This is a genomic window from Clostridium perfringens, from assembly GCF_016027375.1.
In the GTDB taxonomy this organism is placed as follows: Bacteria; Bacillota; Clostridia; order Clostridiales; family Clostridiaceae; genus Sarcina; species Sarcina perfringens.
Genome location: NZ_CP065681.1, coordinates 2,516,993 through 2,536,702 on the forward strand (window position 1 = coordinate 2,516,993; position 19,710 = coordinate 2,536,702).

Consider the following 19,710-nt stretch of genomic DNA (forward strand, 5'->3'; position numbering starts at 1 on the left):
TTGATATTTTTATCTCTTCTTTTTTGAAATTAAAGCAATTAACTAATTTTTCTTTATCTAAATTAATAAATAAATATAAAACTATATTAAAATTTAAACAATATAAATATTTATAAAAAAGCACTAAATCTATTAAATAAATTTAGTGCTTTTTCTTATAAAACTTTCAACAAAACTCAAAAATATATTTATTATAAGACTCTTAATATAAACTAAAAAATTATTATTTTGTAAACATTATTAATCTGAGCTGGATAAGTTTCTTCTATTTTTCCATCATAAATAATTTCTATTCTATCTCCCTCATTTATACAATCTAGAGTATTTTCTTTTCCATCTCTATCAATTATTTCAGCGTCTTCAGTATCAACTGCAATAAGTCCATCTTCATAATTAACTAAAAGACCATATTGAGATTTTTCAACTACATCAGTAACTATGCTTTCCTCTTCTCTATCAAAAAACAAAAAGACTGAAATAATACAAATTAAAAACACTAAAACTCCAATTAAAACCTTCTTCATATTTTGCTCCTTTGCTATTAGTAATTTATATTAATACTCTAAAATCTACATCTTTTTTATTATAAATAAAAAAAACCTTTTTTTCTAGAAATTTAAAAAGCTTTTATACTAATCCTTCTAAAGTTTTGTTACTCTAAAGTCTATATTGCTATTCTATTATGCTTCTAATTTTTTAGAGTATTATAAAGTTTTATTGCTCTAAAAAACAAAATACAATGGCCTAAATTTAGTACCATTGTATTTTCTACTTAAATCAATTTCTATTTAGTTTATATAAAAATATACTTTAAACTAATTATTTAACCTATCTTTAAATTCAGAATACTTCATAACATCTCTTTTCAACAATATATTGAAAGTATCATAATCCTCTTTAGGCATATTATGATTAAAAGTCATAATCTTTAAACTATGTCTCTTACAGCCTTTTCTGTAGGATGGATGTGTATAATCAAAATCTTGCAATTTAAAACCTAATTTCAAATAAAAATTCAATCTTTTTATTGATATCTCATCTATCGGAGGATCTATCTCTAAAATTACATTTTTATTATGGTCACAAAACTCTTTTAACACTCTAGATCCGTAGTTTTTTCCTCTTAACTTAGAATCTATGGCAAAGTGTTCTATATACTTATACCTACCCATATCCCAATAGAGTAATATTCCTACTATTTCCTCTTTATCATATATAACCTCAAAATGATAGTTTATATCATCTAATGCCTTTATTTGATCATCCATTGTTCTTCTTTCAAATATTGGGAAGCTTCCATTGTATATTTCCATTGCCTTATTAAAGCAATTATCATTTGAATTTATTCTTTTAAGATTCATTTCAAACTCCTCCTAACTTCAAATAAATCACTAAATCTTACATGTATTTTTCATATAAGTTTAATTACACCTATATAAAAGAGAAAGTCTTGCTTTTTTAAAGCTTATCTCTTTCATCCAATGTTAATTATACCCTCTCCCCTAATACTTAAACAATGTCATACTATGTTCTCATTTAAGGATTTATGTGTGATTAAAATTTCTAACCTAAAATCAATATTCTATTAATAGTAACTACTAAAAAGCTGTTAGCACCTAAAAACAAATATTGTTTAAAAGTATCTAGTTTAGATTTTATTTAATATTTGCTCGTAAATAGACCTAAAAGCAAATATTGTTTAAAATCATCTATTGTAATGCCAAAAGAAAAGATGGTTTGTGCACCTAAAAAATAAAGCTTGTTTAAAAGTAATATTAAATTAATATGTAACCTTAAGCTAAAAGTTCCTCAATATCTTTTTCTATTGACTTTGGAGTAGTTTGTGGCGAAAATCTCTTTATTACATTTCCCTCTCTATCCACTAAAAACTTAGTAAAATTCCACTTAATTTTACTTCCAAACATTCCACTTTTCTGTTCTTTTAAGTATGAATATAATAGAGATTCATTTTCTCCATTAACATCAATTTTTTCAAACATAGGGAATGTTACACCAAAATTTAATTTACAAAAGTTCATTATTTCTGAATTGCTTCCTGGATCTTGTTCCTTAAATTGATTACAAGGGAATCCTAAAACCTCGAAGCCTTCATCCTTATATTTTTCATATAACTCCTCTAATCCATCAAACTGTTTTGTAAAACCACATTTACTAGCAGTATTAACTATTAAAAGAACCTTTCCTCTATATCTTTCTAAACTTACATTTTCTCCATTAATATCTTTTACGCTAATATCATAAATTTCCATACTACTCACCCCATATATTCTAAATTATATTTTTTAAAATTTAATTTTATACAATTATTTTAATTCTATATGATTAATATGTCAATATACATTTGCATTAATCTAAAAATAATATTTTTCCATTTTTTAGTAATAATTTTGAAATTCTCTGCATATAAATATCATAGTAGGGGAGTTTTTTGATAATGTACTAATTTGTCTGCTTCTTCATAAATTATGCAAAAAAAACTTCTCACAGCACAATATTCGCCAAACTCTACATCAAATAAAATCTTAATATTTACCTAACCTAATACCAAAATAGAGCTTACTTTTATTAAAAAGTAAGCTCTATGTTTTATACTTCAATCTTATTTTATAATAATTATTACGCTTGGCTTGCCCAATCTGCTGGATAAGTTACATAAATGAATCTAGCATAATCTGGAACTGAGAATTGAATCTTTGATCCTTTAGGTATTAAAATGATTTCACCAGCATCTGCTGAAATCTTTCTTCCATCTATTATTATATCTAAATGACCTTCTATAACATAATCAATTTCATCATAGTTTAAAGTCCAATCAAAAGTAGTCTCTTTCATTTCCATTATTCCAGCGCCTAGTCTTGGACTTTCTTCTAATGTAAATAAATCCTTAGTATAAACTACATCTCTTGGGTTTCCAGTATCTAATCTATTGGATTCATCAACCTTAACTGTTGGAAGCTTAATTGACATTATTCCACTTTTGTCTTTATTTCTTATAAAGTCAACTGAATCATTATTACCTGCTCCAGCAAGCTTTTCTTCAATTATTTGTCTTACTAGTTTTTCTAATAATTCCTTACTTATGTTTTCCATAATTATTTAGCCTCCTCTATTTTTCCTAAAGTTTTCTTTGCTATGAACATTGCAAGAATAACCGCTGTGATACCTCCAACTAATTTAGCAACTATCATAGGGAATATCATTTCTGGATTAAAACCAGCTGTAAATCCTAAGTGGTCTCCTAATACGAAAGAAGCTGATACTGCAAAGGCAACGTTTATTATTTTTCCTCTGTCATCCATGTCTTTTAACATTCCAAACATTGGGATATTGTTTGCTAAACTAGCAATCATACCAGCTGCAGCTATTTCATTGATTCCTAATATTTTTCCAAGTCCCATTAAAGGTTTCTTAAATACTTTAGTGATTATATAAACTAGTGGGAATGCTCCAGCTAAAACTATAGCAATATCTCCAACTATTTCTATACCTTCACTTATAGGATTCATTCCTGGTATTATTACTATTCCTGTTAAAGCTTCTATAATAGCAGCTGCTAAAGCTAAAGTTATAATTATAACAACTATCTTACCAAAAATATTAAATCCTTTTATCATAGCTTCTTCTGCAAAGGCTAAGCCTATAGCTATTAAAATTGCAAATATTATTATTGGAACTAAGTTTTTAAGAACCATCATTGCTGGGAATCCTGCTACTAATCCTCCAACAAAAGCTCCTACTGGTATAGTTATTATTCCTGCTAAAATTCCTGTTGCTAAGAATTTATAGTCTTTCTTTTCTATAATTCCTAAAGATACTGGAATTGTAAATACTATAGTAGCTCCCATCATAGCTCCTATGATTAAACCACTAAACATTCCTGCTTGTGGATCTTGTGCTAAGCTAGCTGCAAGTGGTGCTCCCCCCATATCATTTGCAAGTATTGAACCTGCAAACATTGCTGGGTCCGCTCCTAAAGCATTAAATACAGGTGTTACTATTGGTCCTAAAACAGAAGCAAGTACTGGTGCTAAGCATATAACTCCAACCATAGCTAAAGCTAGAGAACCCATTGCCATTATACCTTCTTCAAATTGTTCACCTATTCCAAATTTGTTTCCTAGGCATTTGTCTATAGCTCCTAAAGCCATACATGCAACCATAATATAAACGATAATTTCATTGATAGACATTTCTCTTCCCCCTTATTCTCAAAATATGGACTTAATTATTTTTCATAAATTTATTTAATTAAATTTTTTGCTATCTCACTATGTACAAAAGGAATTATAGAAACATTTATAATGTCCTTTTCTTGTAAAATAGCTTGTCCTTCTCTCATTCCATTTTCTACACTACTTAAATCTCCTGAGACTATATATACAAGCTTTCCACCAATTCCAAAAGCCAGTTGAAGCTTAACTAAATTAACCTCACTGCTTTTTAATGTTTTATCTAGGGCTAATATACCGGAAGAAACCTTTCCCGTTTCCATTATTCCAATTGCTTTATCCTCTATGTTTTTTTGAGAATATTTTCCCTTAAGAGCATTTATTATGTCATGGTGAATAGAGTTTATAATAAAGCTTCCAACTAAATATTTCTCTCCAAGTTTTTCTCCAAATTCTATGGCTTCCTTCACCTCTCCAGCATCTCCATTAACAATTAAAAAGAATTTCCCAGGACAAATACTTTTAAGGTAAGAAACCTCTACAAAAGCTTTCTTTACAACCTCATTTGAAACCTCAATGCCTTTGCTGATACTTCTAAATTCTAAAGCTCCTATACTTTTTTTCATATTAATCCTCTTCAATATCTATAGAATCTACAATACCTACTATGGCAGCATCTATAGGAACTTCTCTATTTCCAATTGATTGTCTTGCAGCACCACCCTTAGTTATAAGAACAATATCTCCAATTCCAGCACCAGCATTATCAGCGGCTACAAACAAGCCCTCTTTTTCCTTATCTTTACTTATAAGAAGCTTAACTATTAAAAACTTTTGTCCATTTAGTTTTTCATCTTTTCTAGTTGCCCACACATTTCCTACTACTCTTCCTATTTCCATAATAATTCACTCCCAATCATCTTATTGCCACTTTCCCTAAATACTTTAACCCTTTTTAAAGGTTGTTTATTTTAAATATGGATGATTCTTAAGTTTAATTAGCTTCATAAACAAAAATCATCCATATTTTAAAGAGTTAAGCTACTCTAAGAAAGCACAACATTTAAATTATTTATGCGAATATAATCCTTTGCTAAGGGAGTAATTATAGCTTTTTTATCAACTATTAAGGTTCTTACTCCATTTATGTGAGGCTTTCTTAGATCACTTTCTGATACTAATTTCTTATTTGAAAGATTTATTGTGAACTCATCTGCAATAGCAGTAGTATCTAAGTCCTTTTTTCCTTCAACCTTATTTTCACTACATAAACAAAGATTTTTACTTATTTCTTCTTTAATTCCACTAAAAGAAACTTTTTCATCCTTGCTTTCTATTGAAATCCTATTTAAATCATCTATAACTTCTATGCCATAAGCTAGAAGCTCTTCCTCAAACTTAATATATTTATTGTATAAAACTTTTGGAGCCGTATTTTTGTATTTTCTATACTCAATACCATCCTCAAGAATATAAACTTTCTTACCTTTTAAAAGCATTTCTAAAGCAAAATTTTCTGCCTTTGTTGTACATGTTCCTTGAGCTATGTTGCTAAGTCCCTTAATACAAAGCTTTGATATAAGTAATATGTCGCAATCTTTGCATTCTGATGTTAATGGATTAATATCAAATCCTTTTAAGGCTTCTCTGTAGAAACTTACATTACTCTCTCCAATTACAACAATGGATTTTCTCTTTTCTAAAGAATTACTTTTACTATTTTCCTCTTGAATTCTCTTGTATATTTCATCTACTAAAAATTCAACTAACTTTTCATAGTCCATATTATCCTTACCCCCTTTCATTTAGAGGCTTCCTCTCACTTACATTAGCTAAAATATTATTTAAATACTCCTAAGATTTTAGGTAGTTAAACTATATAATCCTTTACAAAAGCTTAATATACTAAATTAAGATAACTCTTTAAAACTTCTATATCATTAAATTAGTATAAAGCTTTCTAAAGCATAATTAACTTTTAACTTAATGTATAAGCTTAATATCTTAAATTATTATTTTTCATCTTTTCCAACAATTAAGGCAAAAGTTCCCTTTGAAAATCCGCAGGCATTTGCTTCATCATAATCAATATGCATAAATGTTCTGTAATCTTTGCTAACTCTTACAATTACATCATCAAATATTAAAGGTCTTTTCCCTAAAACCTTAACTTTTACGCTTTCATTGTTACTAACACCAAATTTTATTGCATCCTCTGGTGTCATGTGTATATGTCTTTTAGCAACCATTAGCCCTCTATTTAATGCTATAGAAGCTCTCTCTGTTGAAATTGTTATTTCTGGAGTATTCTCTAAATCTCCACTTAATTTAACTGGAGGTATAGATCCTAGTACTAGAGCATCTGTAAATGAAACTTCCACTTGAGTTTCATTTCTAGGTGGTCCTAAAACCACAACATTATCTATCTTACCTCTAGGCCCTGATATAGTAACTCTTTCTTTACAAGCATACTGACCTGGTTGAGATAAATCTTTTATTCTAGTAAGCTCATGTCCTTCTCCAAATAATATTTCTATATGCTCCCTAGTTAAATGAACATGTCTACCTGAAGCTTCAACTTCTATAAAAGCTTCATCCTTAACTCTTCTGACTACTTCCTCTATAATGTCCTGTAATAGATTGTCCATAGCTTCCTCCTATTTCTCGTACTTTCCTGTTCTAACTTTAAAGATCATAATCCAAAATACTGAGGATAGTCTATTTAAAGCTCTAATTAAATCTTCTCTCTCAACTTGTCCATATTCACCTTTAAAAGCTTCATAAGCTGAAAGCTCTGTTTCTCTAGTTAAAGTTCTTAAAATATTTAGTGCAGCCACTATTTCACCCATTTCATAAGTTGGCATTTCATGTCCTATACCAAAGTATTTTTTAGGGTTATGTGATTTTTCTCTAAGATCCTTTTCTGTCATTCCTTGAAGAGAAAAACCTTCTAAAGGCTCACTTAAAACCTCACATCTCAATATTCTTCCTATAAGATTTAGTATTTCTTGAAGGTCTTCTACAAGTTTATTCATTCCTTGTTTATGACAAAGAACTTGTGTTTCAACAATTCTTGCTTCAAGAGAATCTATCTTACCTCTAAATATTATTCTCTTATGATCTTTAAATACAAGAAGATTGCCTGTTAGATGAGTCATATGCTCTGGCTTTTCATCTAACTTAGCTCCAAAAACAGTTTCATACTTGTATTCTTTTTCCCTAACGACTTCTCTTATTATCTCTTTAGGTTCTGTTTCTTTATTTAATTTTTCTTCTTCAGAATTAACATAAACTAAATTTATATTATGTTCAGCTAAATAAGACTTTGCAGATGGAGTTATTATTTCTCCCTTTACAACCTTAAATTCTTTTAGAGCTTTTAGGTCTTCTCTACTTAATCTTTTTCTTACCTCACCTTCTGTCAAAACAGCCATTTTATCACATCCCCTATTAGATGTATAAAAGGAGTGCATAAAAGACTCTTTATGCAACCCCTAATTACAACTTTTTATTATTCAGCTTTTGGTGCCTTTGGTAATATAGCATCCACTTCAAAGTGTGGTCTTGGGATTACATGTACTGATATTAAATCTCCAACTCTTTCAGCAGCAGCAGCTCCAGCGTCAGTAGCAGCTTTAACAGCTCCAACATCTCCTCTAACCATAACAGTTACTAATCCTCCACCAACTTGTTCTTTTCCTACTAATTGAACATTTGCAGCCTTAACCATTGCGTCAGCAGCTTCTATTGCTCCTACTAATCCTCTAGTTTCGATCATTCCTAATGCATTTGCGTTTGCCATAACAAATTCCTCCTCAAAATATCCTTCTTAATTTTTTAATTTAGACTTTAATTTGTCTTTAATTTAATTTTAAACCTTTTTAGTTAAAATTTCACATAGAGCTTTTAACTCCAAAATCTTAGTATTAATGTATTTTTACATCTCTTTAATTTGAATTATTTAAAAATTTTATATTTATCTATTAGCCTAAAGAACCTTCCTTTAGACTTTTAATATAGCCTAGTCCTAAGACCTAATTTTCCCAAGACTAAAACATATTAAGCCTTTTTATATCTTTTCATTTCTATGTAATGAAAATTATCTATAATATTAAATAAGTCTTTAATTTATATTAGAATCCAATTATCTTAAAAATTACTTAAGTTCCTCAATAATCTTCTTAACTAATAAGTTTATTAATTCTTCCTTGTCACCTAAATCTAAACTTGCAGCAACTTCCTTTGTAGCTCCTACAGCTAACTCTCTAATATCTTCAAGTTCTCTAACTCCATAAGCTACATTTCTTGTATTCATTAAATCTAATGGTCCTATGTTATGTGATGTAGAACTTCCTCCAACTGCACCACATCCTAATGTTAAGGCAGGTACTAAGTTGATTGTAGCTCCTATTCCACCAAGAGCTCCTGGTGAATTTACTACCATTCTTGAAACCGGCATTTCTAATGCGAATCTCTTAACAAGCTCCTCATTATTTGCATGCATACAGAATGTATGTCCAGCTCCTTCATTTAGTAATATTTCTCTACATCTATTTAATACAGCATCTACATTCTCTTCTACAAAGAAAGTTAAAATAGTTGTTAACTTTTCTCTTGAGAATGGATACTTATGTCCAACATGGCACTCTCTTGGAATTAAAACTCTTGCCCAAGATGGAATTCCTTCTAAACCAGCTAATTTAGCTATGTCTTGAGGAGTTTTTCCAACTATTTGTGGATTCATAGTTCCATTTGCTCTCATTACAAATTTAGATAGTTGATTTGCTTGTTCTTCAGTTAAGAAGTAAGCTCCTTGTTCTTTTAATTCTCTAACAACTTCATCTTCCATAGCTTTTTCAACTACTATTGATTGTTCTGAAGCACATATTGTTCCATTATCAAAAGTTTTAGAATCTAATATTCTCTTAACTGCTAACTTAACATCTGCACTCTTATCTATGAATGCTGGTCCATTTCCTGGTCCAACACCTATAGCTGGTGTTCCTGATGAATAAGCAGCTCTAACCATTGCTTCTCCGCCTGTTGCTAGGATTAATGAAGTATCTTTATTCTTCATAAGTTCATTAGTTCCTTCTATTGAAGGTACTGTAATGCATCCTATAGCTCCTTCTGGACAACCTGCTCTCTCAGCAGCCTTAGCTATTATCTTAGCTGTTTCAATAATACATTTTTTTGCACTTGGATGTGGTGATAAAACAATTGCATTTCTAGCTTTTATTGAAATCATAGCTTTGTAGATTGCTGTTGAAGTTGGATTTGTTGATGGTATAAGTCCTGCAACTACTCCTACTGGCACCATAATTTTAAATGCTCTTTTCTCAACATTTTCCTCTACTATTCCAACAGTTTTTGTATCCTTTATTGATTCATAAACTGTTCTTGCAGCAAAAACATTTTTTAATACTTTATCTTCCCATTTACCAAATCCTGTTTCCTCATTTGCCATCTTAGCAAGTTTTTCAGAATTTTCATAAGCAGCATCAGATATAGCTTTAACTATTCTATCTATGTCTTGTTGACTCATAATAGCTAACTTGCTTTGAGCTTCTTTAGCCTTTCTTATAAGCCCCCTAGTTTCCTGTATAGAAACTAAGTCTTTATCTAAAAACTCCATTAACTGTCACCTTCTTCATTATATTTTAGTAATATATCTACTAAATCTTTCTTCTTTAGAGACTTAAGCTTATTAGAAGTTATGTTGATATTTAAGGATTTTATTTTCTTTCTTAATTCCTTAACACTCATTTTAGATATTTCTTTTATATCTATAGAATCAGCTTCTTTATTCTCTGTGGTCTTATCCTCTGTCAGTTCAGGTTTTATAATAACTTCTTCTAAAGATTCTTTTGAGCTTTCTTTATTTTGAGAGATTTCAAAAACTTCTATTTCATCTAAGTGAGATTCACCTTCTATTTTTTCAGAAATTTCTTCTACTTCAGCATTAACATTTTTAACATATTCAACAACATCTTCTTGTAGGCTTTCTTCTTTAGATTCTGTTTCCTCTATAATAGCTTCTGTAATTTCCTCTCTTATCTCTTCACAAACCTCTTTAATATCTTCTTCCAACTCTTGAATTTCTTCTTCTGAACTTTTACTATTCATTAAAAGATTCTCTACCTCATCATCAAGTCTTGGAATTACATGAGCACTTCTTAAACTTCCAATTCTACTTGCATAATTTTCAGCAGATTCCACTGCAGCTTGTACAGCATCTACATCTCCTGTAATTTTTACAGTTACAATTCCTCCAGTAACCTTTTCTATTCCAATCAAATCAACACTTGCAGCTTTTAAGGCTGTATCTGCAGCACATATGGCTGGTACATATCCTATAAATTCTATTAATCCTAAAGCTTTTCCCATATCTTTAGCCTATTAGAATCCTAATGGATTACTAGCTACTGATTGTACTGCCTCTGCAAAGGCATCACATGCTGCTTTACATGCTGATTGTGATCCTGTAAGTAAGGCTCCTGCAAAGTTTGTTTCTGTTGGAGGTGCAAAGAATTCACACATTTCAACATCTGCAGCCTTTAATGCTGCATCTAAAGCATACATTGCTTCTAATGGAGGAGCTACTAAGTAAGCTAAAGCTTCACCTTCTCTTATTCCTGCTGTTTTTGAAAGATATGATCCTGTTCTTGATACACATTGAGCATAGTAACAAATTGAATCATCTTCATTTGCACTTACAAATCCAACTCCACTATCAATGAAATCTAAAGTAGCATTTAATCCACTTCTAACTTCAGCAGGACTTGGTCCAGCTAAGATACCAATTACTTCTCCAGCTAATTTTGTTGAAGCATTTCCAGCTCCAGCATACATTGATCTAGCATAAACTACATCTACTTCTGCTGCCTTTGTAGCCTCATCTAAAGCTGTATAAGTTACATCATCACAGTCTGCTGTGATTAACCCTAAACTCTTGTGATGTGGTTCTAATTCTAATTTTTTAGCCATTTCTGGACTAACATTTGATATTATCTTAACGCTTAAAACATTAGGACGTATTAAATCATTTTTCATGCTTAATTCCCTCCAAACTTATTATTTAAGATCTATTCCTGAAGCTTTTTTATCTAACATTGTTTTTATTAACTCTGCAATGTGAGCTCCTGCTTCAACGGCAGTTGTTCCACCTTTATGAATGTTTGATATAACAGTTCTCTTAGCTTCTGGCATTCCAACCTTTGGTTTATATGCTATATATGCTGACATTGATTCAGCAGTTACAAGACCTGGTCTTTCTCCAACTAGTAAGCAAACAACATCTGCTCCAGTTGCTTCTCCTACAGCATCCATAGCTGGAACTCTACAATATTTAACAAATAATATAGGTCCAACATTTAAACCATACATTTTTAATCCTTGCTCTATTGAAGGAAGAATATCTTCTACGTTAGCTTCTATTGCAGCTGAACTTAAACCATCTCCAACCATTATTTGAACCTTAGGATTTTTATCACATTTTTCTTTTATGATCTCTGTTGTTTCTGGCGAAAATCTTCTTCCAAGATCTGGACGAGTTACATATTCATCCTTATCAGTACACATAGTTTTCACAGGTATAAAGTTATTTTTCTTTATGAATTCCTCTGAAACATCTGAGAATACTGAGTCTTGTGCAGCAGCATGGTCAGCTCTCATTCTTAAAGCTGTTATAGTTTTATATCTAGCTCCTGCTCTTCCTGATCCTAATCTAGCTGGTGTTTTAGCTTTCATTTCTAAGTAAGCCTCTCTATCAGCTGGATTATCAACTAAAAGTTGTTTCTTTATATCTATCTCTGTAATATCTGGTATAAACTCATCACTTTCCACTTGAGATTGATTTTTTGAAACTTCCTTAACCACTTTTTCTACTGATTGCATATCAACTTGTCCAACCATTTGGCTAACTAATTGCTCAACCATTAGTTTTAAATCTTTTTCGTTCATAACTCTCTTCTCCCTCCTATCCTAAAAGTACAGATGCATCTCCTGCTTTTTTAGTAAGCTTTCCATTTTCGTCTATGAATCCCATTTCAACTAACCAATCTTGGAACTCTTTAATAGCTGTTAATCCAAACATTTCTCTTAAAGCTGCTGTTTCATGGTATCCTGTAGTTTGATAGTTAAGCATTACGTCATCTCCATGTGGAATTCCCATGAAATAAGTACATCCTGCTGTTGTTAATAATACAGCTAAGTTTTCTATATCATTTTGGTCTGCTTTCATGTGATTTGTATAACATGCATCACATCCCATTGGTATTCCTGTTAATTTACCCATGAAGTGGTCTTCAAGACCTGCTCTTATAACTTGTTTTGAATCATATAAATACTCTGGTCCTATGAATCCAACAACGGTGTTAACTAAAAATGGTTGGAATCTCTTAGCGAATCCATAACATCTAGCTTCCATAGTTACTTGGTCAACTCCATGGTGAGCATCTGATGAAAGCTCTGAACCTTGTCCAGTTTCAAAGTACATTACATTTGGTCCTGTAGCTGTTCCTTGTTTTAAAGCTAATTGTCTAGCTTCTTCTATAGTTGCTGCATTAAATCCAAAAGCTTCATTTCCCTTTTCAGAACCTGCTATTGATTGGAATATTAGGTCTGTAGGTGCCCCTTGTCTTATAGCTTCCATTTGAGTTGTTACATGAGCTAGTACACAAGTTTGAGTTGGTATTTTAAATTTTCTTTTTATTTCATCAAATCTCTTTAATACTTTAGTAACACTCTCAACAGAGTCATCAACTGGGTTTAATCCTAAAACTGCATCTCCAACTCCAAAAGTTAATCCTTCTAATAATGAAGCCATTATTCCATCTGGATCATCTGTTGGATGGTTTGGTTGAAGTCTTGCAGATAAAGTTCCTTTTTCACCTATTGTTGTGTTACAGTGAGCTGTTACCTTTATCTTTCTTGCTCCATATATTAAGTCCATATTAGACATTAATTTTGCTACAGCTGCTACCATTTCAGAAGTTAAACCTCTTGAAATTCTTCTTATATCGGCACCTGTTGTATTTTCATCTAATATCCACTCTCTAAATTCAGATACTGTCCAATGTTTTATTTCATTGTATATTTTTTCATTTACATCATCTTGAATTATTCTAGTTACCTCATCTATTTCATAAGGAACTGCTGGGTTATTTCTTAAATCCTCTAAAGTTATATTTGATAATACAACCTTTGCTGCTACTCTTTCTTCTGAAGACTCTGCTGCTAATCCAGCTAATCTATCTCCTGATTTCTCTTCGTTTGCCTTAGCCATAACCTCATTTAAAGATTTGAAAGCATAGACTTTTCCAAATAATTTTGTTTTTAAAATCATTTCTTATCCTCCTTCCAACTAGTTGAAAACTAATGTTTTTATAACAACAGGTAATACTTTTCCATCTGCAATTGGTGTTCCAAGGTCTATGTAATCTCCATTTTCAACCTTAATACCATCAATACATATAATTTCTTTTTGGAAATTAAGTAAGGAATATATTGCTTGCCCTAAAACCTTAGCCATATCATTTTCAACAACTACTATTAGTTGTCCCTCTTTCTCAATCAAATCCTTCATTCCATTTACAAGACCTTTTGCATATTCCTGTATCTCTTTAAAGGATGGATTCTTTTTACCATTAATAGCTATTGCTATCTTTTGAAAATCATTTTCTAGCCTGAACCACTCTATTTTTTTCTTAAGAGCAGTTTCTAATTCATAAGCACCTTGACTTTCATCTTCTAAACTAAGCTTTAATATTGGTAAATTTTTTATTGGGAAACTATCCTTTGTGTAAGTAATTGTACTTCCACTTATTTCTGTTGTATGAGAGCCAGCTCCCACAACAGTTGCTCTTATGGTTTCAATAGATCTTACTACTTTAAGCTTTTTACATAAATCTGAATTTTTAATAGCTTGTCCTAGTATTATTCCTATATCTCCATATTTAAAATAGTCTTGGATTTCTCCCTCATAATATATATAATCTGCAACTCCTCCTGAGAAGGATATGCATTTTATCTCATTTTCTAAAGCTATACTTTTATTAGTTACTATGTAATCAAAGTATTCATCCTTAGGTCTTAAACCAACACTTTCCTCCAACCAAGCAACCATCATATTAACCACCGGTTTAATATTTTCTAAGGTTGCCTTAGTTCCTATTTCTAGTCCTAAATTCTTTTCTTTTATTATTCTTTCTATTTTAGGTGAAATATACATTATCTCTCTTGTATTTGGATTAATCTTTATAAGTCTTCCTCCTACATCTAGACAGCCAGTCTCCTTAACTTCACCTCTTAAAAAAAGTGCAAGGTTACTTGTACCTCCTCCAATGTCCATGTTTACAACACTGGTTGAATGTTCCTTAGAATAAATATGTGCTCCAGCACCCTTTCCAGCTATGATACTTTCTAAATCTGGTCCAGCTGTTGCCACAACAAAGTCTCCAGCAAATCCACTCAATGTGTGTAATACATCGTTTGCATTTTCTTTTCTAGCTGTCTCCCCTGTTATTATTACAGCACCTGTTTGAATATCATCCTTATTTATTCCAGCCTTTTTATATTCTTCTTCAATAATTTCTTTTATTTTTCTTCCATCTATTTCAGTATTTGAAATAAGTGGTGTAAAGTAAACATCACTTCTATAGATAATTTCCTTATCTACAATGCTTATTCTTGGAACGGTAAAAGCTGATGCTTCATTTTCAACTATTAACTTAGAAAATATAAGCTGAGTTGTACTTGTGCCTATATCTATTCCAACACTTAAAAGTTCCTCTCTCATCCTTTCACCCCCTTAATATTTTTTAAAATCCATAAGCTGTTATTTTTCATATCAACTTATAATAATTTAATTAAATTCTTTAATTTAGATAATTATTTTAAAGAACTAAAAAGGCTTAAAGCTACAGAAATAAACCTGATTTAAAAATCTAAGTTTTATTTTCTATAACCTTAAGCCTCATTGCTCAATTCAAACCACTACTTCGCAGTTCATAGTTATTTAAATTCTTCATTTTCTTCAATTTTAAAATTTAATAGTACCTTGGTTCCTTCTTTGTTAGAAGTTATATTCATACTTCCTTTTAGCTGATCCTTTATGTAACTATTAACTATGAATAATCCTAAATTATTATTGTTAATCAAACCTAAGTCAAATCCACATCCATCATCCACAACAGCTATGGCTTTATCTTCTCCATCACTTTGTATTAGAATCTGTATTGTACCTTCATCTTTATTAATAAATGCATGATCAAAACAATTTTGTATAAGTTCATTCATTATTAAGAGTAATCCAGTTAGCTTTTCTCCATCTATATAAAAATTATTTCCTGTTATATAGATGTTTATGTTAGATCCATACCAACTTTTCTTTATGTTTTCTGTTAGTACCTCAAGTGCATCTCTAACCTTAATATTATTTCCTTGAGATTTAGATAATAAATCGTGAGTAGTAGCAATGGCAAGTATTCTGTTTACACTTTCCTGTAAATATTCCTTAGCCTCTTCACTTTTGCATCTTCTACTTTGACTTCTAAGTAATGCGGCTGCTGTTTGCAAACTATTTTTAACCCTATGATGAGCTTCTCTTAGTGCCACTGATTTTAAAACTAACTCAGCCTCTTTATTTTTAACATCACTTATGTCCTTTATTATCTCAATTATTCTTAAATTTTCTTTATCTATAAAGGTTCTACTTAATTCAAAATAAGAATTTTTCACTTGAACCTCTATTATTTGTTTTAAGTCACTCTTTTCTCCAATAACATTTGAAAGATCTTCAAACTTGGAATTATCTAAAGACAATTTATTAAAATCATCTCCATAGTCTATACTTTTATATCCTAAACTACTATATATATTATCTGCTTTAGTATTTTTTATAACAAGCTTTCCTTTTTTATCAAAAACAAGTATTCCATCATGAAGATTATTTGTTATTAAAGTACCTTCTCTTAAAAGATTTAAAAAACCTTTTGATTCTGAACTTTCATTTGCAGAACTTATGTCAATTTTGAAATCACTTTCAAGCTCATTACTAATATCTTTTTCTACTATAACAACTCCTACAACCTTTTCTTCATTAAGAATTGGATGTATTCTTTGTTTTACAAACTTATTTTCTTGAGTCAGTGCTTTTATATCCTTATTAACTGTTCCATTTTTTAATGTTTCTATAACACCTGGCTCATTTTCCTTTAAAGCTTTTTTTCCAACTACTTTTTCTTTATATAATGAAGGCTTATCTTTTGGAATAGCATGCTCTACCACAATAGCAAAGTTTCCCTCTTTATCTAAAACATCTATAAATGCATCACTTTCATAAAAGTCAGCCATAATCTGTAGAGATTTTGAAACTTCTCTTATTTTATTTATCTCCTCTTCACTTAAAAGAGTATATTCTTTACATAGTGTTCCAATCATTAATTATCCCTCATAACCAACAATTATTATTTTTGCTATTTCAGCCATGGTAGTTCTTCTATCCATACTTAATTTTCTTATTCTGTTATAAGCATCATTCTCATTTGAGTTTAATTGCTTAACAAGTATTCCTTTTGCCTTCTCTATTAACTTTCTATCATTTAATTTATTGTTTATTTTATCATAATCTTTTTTTAGTTCATCAAATTCTTCTGCCTTTGATAAGCACATTTCTACAGTAGGAATAAATACCTTCTCATTTACAGGCTTAATCATATATCCAAAGGCTCCTACTTCTTTAGCCATTTCAATATACTTTTTGTCTTCAAATGCTGTTAATAATATTACGCCCCCAACTAATTTTTCCTTAGTTAATACCTTACTAGCTTTTATTCCATCTAATAAAGGCATATCTATGTCCATTAAAACTAAGCTAGGATTATATTTCTTACAAACTTCAATTGCTTCAAAACCATCAGAAGCCTCTCCTACAACATCGTATCCATTAGCCTCTAAAATTTCTCTTGTATCCATTCTTGTAATAGGCTCATCATCGACTATTACTATAGTTCTTTTCATTAACAGTTCACCTCAAATTAAAATTTGTTTAGATAATTAAATAACTCTTTAATTCCTACATCATCTACTGTATCAACTTTAAATATTTTACTTACTCCAGCTAAATTTAATCTCTCTTCTGCTACTTCTATTTCTGACTCGTCCTTAGCTAGATTTATCTTTGTGATAATACCTATAACATCTTTACAAAACATACTTGCAAACCCCGGAGCAATATAATTTTCCTCTGAGGTACAATCATATACTAAAGCTATAATATCAGCATCTGCTGCTGTAACTATTAAAGCAGTATAGTATCCCCTGTTTTCCATATATTCTCCTGGAGTATCTATGGCATTATCATAAAGTTCTATGGCTTGAGTTTTCTTATATTTTATTTCTAGATTGTTTAAGGCTTGACATAAGGTTGTTTTTCCACATCCTGTCTTACCCATAAATATTACTCTTCCCATATATTAAGTCCTCGTGATCTTAGTTGATGAGAAATTTAAAATGTTACCTAAAACATCTAAAACTTCATTTAAGGCTGACTCAACGGAACTTATATCACCAGTTACTACTAAAGATCCACTAAATCTATCTATAAAACCTAATGAAACTCCTGAAGCCTTTGTAGCAACATCTGCCGCAATAATAGAGGCTTCACTTGGTGTTATAGTTAATATTCCTATGGCATCCTTTTTATCCACTATAAGACCTAATTTTTTATATATGTCCTCATTAGGATTTGCTATTATATGAGCAAGTGTAACTTGTTTCCCTGGTACATATTCTTGTATAATTCTCTGTTTTGACTCTTCTCCCATATGCTTCTCACCTTACTTTCCCACGTTAAATTATTGACTAGTTAAATCCTTTTCATAACTATTTAATAAAAAAGCTCCTTAAAGTTTCATTCCTATCTTTAAGTAAATGAAATACCTTTAAGAAGCTACATTGCTCGAAAACTTAATCACACCTTTGTGATATCTTTATTATAAATTTTAATAGGCCCTTTGTCAATATATTCACATATTTTTCATATTATTTTGTCATATTAATAAATTTATTGTCTTTTATCTGATTCTTTATTAAGTATATATCTATGCCTATCTAAAATAAGCTCCAAAAAAGGATAATTTCTAAGCATATCAATCCTATTTTGAAGCTTATAAAAAAACTATTTAATTTTGTTTAAAATAGATATTATATCATTTTCATCTGGCACTCTTGGATTACTTTCTGTACATGCATCCTTTAATGCTAATTGAGCTATTTCATTTTCTAAACTCTTTAGTTCATCACAATTAACTTTACACTCTCTTAAAGTTGTAGGCATATTCATTGCCTTTTGCATCTTTTTAATTTCATTTATAAGATTTTTTACTAATCCTCTAGTATTTGATCCTTGTAATCCAACCATTTTAGCTATTTTAGCATATTTTTCTGCAGCTTCACTAAATTCCTTAGAATTATAGCTTGTTATGTTTGCATTATATTCTATTACATGTGGTAATAATATTGAGTTAGTTCTTCCATGAGGAACATGGAATTTTCCTCCTAAAACATGGGCAATACCATGGTTTACTCCTAAAGAAGCCTCATTAAAGGCTAAACCAGCTAAACATGAGGCATTATGCATTTTTTCTCTAGCTTCTATATCATTTCCATTTTCATAAGCTTTTAATAAATATTTAAAAACTAAAGTAGCTGCTTTTTCAGCTAAAGCATCTGAAAAGTCTGTTGCATTTTTAGAAACATATGCTTCTAATGCATGAGTAAGTACATCCATTCCTGTATCAGCAGTTATAAAATTTGGAACTGTTTTAACAAGTTCTGGATCTAAAATTGCTATGTCTGGTAATAATTCATCTGATACTAAAGGATATTTAACTCCTTTTTGCTTATCTGTTATTACGGAAAATGAAGTTACTTCTGAGCCTGTACCACTTGTTGTTGGTATAGCTATAAACTTAATATCATTTAATTTAACTAATTTTTTAGAAAAATCTATTATTGCCTTAGTTGCATCTATAGCAGACCCTCCCCCTAAAGCAATAACAACATCAGGATTAAAATCTTTAAGCATTTCTATTCCACTTACAACTAACTCAATAGGTGGATCTGGAACTATTTCACTAAATACAAAAACCTCAGATGATGTAAGGTTATTAGTTAATTTTTCTATAGTCCCTGACTTAACCATAAAAGGATCTGTTACTATAAAAACTTTTTTATTCTTAAGTTCCTTTAGGTAATCTAAGGCTCCTTCTCCAAAAAGTATTTCTGTCTTAATCTTAAACCTTTTCATTTTTAGCTCCCCTCTTTTTATTAATTATGGGTAAGAGCTTATTTATAAGTATATTTTTAGTTTACGGGTAGTTTTTTTGTTGATCTTTCTTGTTTAATATAATTAAGGTGAATTTTTAATTATAAATAAAAATTGGCTATTTCCAAAAATATACTTATAAAAAAAATAAGAAGCTCCATAGGGATTTCCTATGGAGCTTCTTTGCTCTCT

The 19,710-nt window shown here is 30.4% G+C and carries 22 protein-coding genes; all 22 read right to left on the minus strand.

Features of this window, described 5'->3' with window-relative positions:
- Nucleotides 1–212 precede the first annotated feature (212 nt).
- Nucleotides 213–524, minus strand: coding sequence for a hypothetical protein (locus I6G60_RS11885; protein ID WP_003459816.1), 312 nt, complete (start codon nt 522–524; stop codon nt 213–215).
- A 291-nt stretch (nt 525–815) separates the two neighbouring features.
- The gene (locus I6G60_RS11890) at nt 816–1,361 is read right to left on the minus strand and encodes a GNAT family N-acetyltransferase (RefSeq protein ID WP_003459864.1); all 546 of its coding nucleotides are present in this window, start codon (nt 1,359–1,361) and stop codon (nt 816–818) included.
- 432 nt (nt 1,362–1,793) lie between these two features.
- On the minus strand, nt 1,794–2,270 hold the full coding sequence (locus tag I6G60_RS11895) for a glutathione peroxidase (protein ID WP_003454005.1): 477 nt from the start codon (nt 2,268–2,270) through the stop codon (nt 1,794–1,796).
- 367 nt (nt 2,271–2,637) lie between these two features.
- The gene (locus I6G60_RS11900) at nt 2,638–3,111 is read right to left on the minus strand and encodes a cupin domain-containing protein (RefSeq protein WP_003453912.1); all 474 of its coding nucleotides are present in this window, start codon (nt 3,109–3,111) and stop codon (nt 2,638–2,640) included.
- Between the two features lie 2 nt (nt 3,112–3,113).
- The gene (gene eutH / locus I6G60_RS11905) at nt 3,114–4,211 is read right to left on the minus strand and encodes an ethanolamine utilization protein EutH (protein WP_197925381.1); all 1,098 of its coding nucleotides are present in this window, start codon (nt 4,209–4,211) and stop codon (nt 3,114–3,116) included.
- Between the two features lie 50 nt (nt 4,212–4,261).
- Nucleotides 4,262–4,816 (minus strand): ethanolamine utilization microcompartment shell protein, encoded by a 555-nt coding sequence (locus tag I6G60_RS11910; protein ID WP_003477263.1) that lies wholly within the window; start codon nt 4,814–4,816, stop codon nt 4,262–4,264.
- A gap of 1 nt (nt 4,817) precedes the next feature.
- A complete protein-coding gene (locus I6G60_RS11915; protein WP_003474302.1) occupies nt 4,818–5,090 on the minus strand; it encodes a EutN/CcmL family microcompartment protein in 273 nt (90 codons plus the stop codon).
- Between the two features lie 146 nt (nt 5,091–5,236).
- Nucleotides 5,237–5,995 (minus strand): TIGR02536 family ethanolamine utilization protein, encoded by a 759-nt coding sequence (locus I6G60_RS11920; RefSeq protein ID WP_003455851.1) that lies wholly within the window; start codon nt 5,993–5,995, stop codon nt 5,237–5,239.
- Nucleotides 5,996–6,202: 207 nt separating this feature from the next.
- Entirely contained in the window at nt 6,203–6,838 is a 636-nt protein-coding gene (gene eutD / locus I6G60_RS11925) for an ethanolamine utilization phosphate acetyltransferase EutD (protein ID WP_003455694.1), read from the minus strand.
- Between the two features lie 9 nt (nt 6,839–6,847).
- Nucleotides 6,848–7,624, minus strand: coding sequence for an ethanolamine utilization cobalamin adenosyltransferase (locus I6G60_RS11930; protein WP_003453880.1), 777 nt, complete (start codon nt 7,622–7,624; stop codon nt 6,848–6,850).
- Between the two features lie 77 nt (nt 7,625–7,701).
- Complete coding sequence (eutM, locus tag I6G60_RS11935; RefSeq protein WP_003453976.1) at nt 7,702–7,992, minus strand: ethanolamine utilization microcompartment protein EutM; 291 nt, start codon at nt 7,990–7,992, stop codon at nt 7,702–7,704.
- Between the two features lie 354 nt (nt 7,993–8,346).
- Nucleotides 8,347–9,825 carry an acetaldehyde dehydrogenase (acetylating) gene (locus I6G60_RS11940; RefSeq protein WP_197925382.1) on the minus strand — a complete coding sequence of 493 codons (1,479 nt, stop codon included), beginning with the start codon at nt 9,823–9,825 and terminating at the stop codon, nt 8,347–8,349.
- The gene (locus tag I6G60_RS11945) at nt 9,825–10,577 is read right to left on the minus strand and encodes a BMC domain-containing protein (RefSeq protein WP_197925384.1); all 753 of its coding nucleotides are present in this window, start codon (nt 10,575–10,577) and stop codon (nt 9,825–9,827) included. Before I6G60_RS11945 ends, I6G60_RS11940 begins: the two co-directional genes overlap by 1 nt.
- A 12-nt stretch (nt 10,578–10,589) precedes the next feature.
- Complete coding sequence (gene eutL / locus I6G60_RS11950) at nt 10,590–11,243, minus strand: ethanolamine utilization microcompartment protein EutL (protein ID WP_003461990.1); 654 nt, start codon at nt 11,241–11,243, stop codon at nt 10,590–10,592.
- Between the two features lie 21 nt (nt 11,244–11,264).
- Nucleotides 11,265–12,152, minus strand: coding sequence for an ethanolamine ammonia-lyase subunit EutC (gene eutC / locus I6G60_RS11955; RefSeq protein WP_003454028.1), 888 nt, complete (start codon nt 12,150–12,152; stop codon nt 11,265–11,267).
- Nucleotides 12,153–12,168: 16 nt separating this feature from the next.
- Nucleotides 12,169–13,536 carry an ethanolamine ammonia-lyase subunit EutB gene (locus tag I6G60_RS11960; RefSeq protein ID WP_197925385.1) on the minus strand — a complete coding sequence of 456 codons (1,368 nt, stop codon included), beginning with the start codon at nt 13,534–13,536 and terminating at the stop codon, nt 12,169–12,171.
- Between the two features lie 18 nt (nt 13,537–13,554).
- On the minus strand, nt 13,555–14,988 hold the full coding sequence (gene eutA, locus I6G60_RS11965) for an ethanolamine ammonia-lyase reactivating factor EutA (protein WP_197925387.1): 1,434 nt from the start codon (nt 14,986–14,988) through the stop codon (nt 13,555–13,557).
- Nucleotides 14,989–15,203: 215 nt separating this feature from the next.
- Nucleotides 15,204–16,631 (minus strand): sensor histidine kinase, encoded by a 1,428-nt coding sequence (locus I6G60_RS11970; protein WP_003455831.1) that lies wholly within the window; start codon nt 16,629–16,631, stop codon nt 15,204–15,206.
- A gap of 3 nt (nt 16,632–16,634) precedes the next feature.
- Nucleotides 16,635–17,210: an ANTAR domain-containing response regulator gene (locus I6G60_RS11975; protein ID WP_003453802.1), complete on the minus strand. Its 576-nt coding sequence runs from the start codon at nt 17,208–17,210 to the stop codon at nt 16,635–16,637.
- Between the two features lie 17 nt (nt 17,211–17,227).
- Nucleotides 17,228–17,662, minus strand: a complete 435-nt coding sequence (locus I6G60_RS11980; protein ID WP_011590423.1) for a EutP/PduV family microcompartment system protein — start codon at nt 17,660–17,662, stop codon at nt 17,228–17,230.
- A 3-nt stretch (nt 17,663–17,665) separates the two neighbouring features.
- Nucleotides 17,666–18,016, minus strand: coding sequence for an ethanolamine utilization microcompartment protein EutS (eutS, locus tag I6G60_RS11985; protein WP_003453843.1), 351 nt, complete (start codon nt 18,014–18,016; stop codon nt 17,666–17,668).
- A 353-nt stretch (nt 18,017–18,369) separates the two neighbouring features.
- Nucleotides 18,370–19,500: a 1-propanol dehydrogenase PduQ gene (locus tag I6G60_RS11990; protein WP_003455712.1), complete on the minus strand. Its 1,131-nt coding sequence runs from the start codon at nt 19,498–19,500 to the stop codon at nt 18,370–18,372.
- Nucleotides 19,501–19,710: the final 210 nt, after the last annotated feature.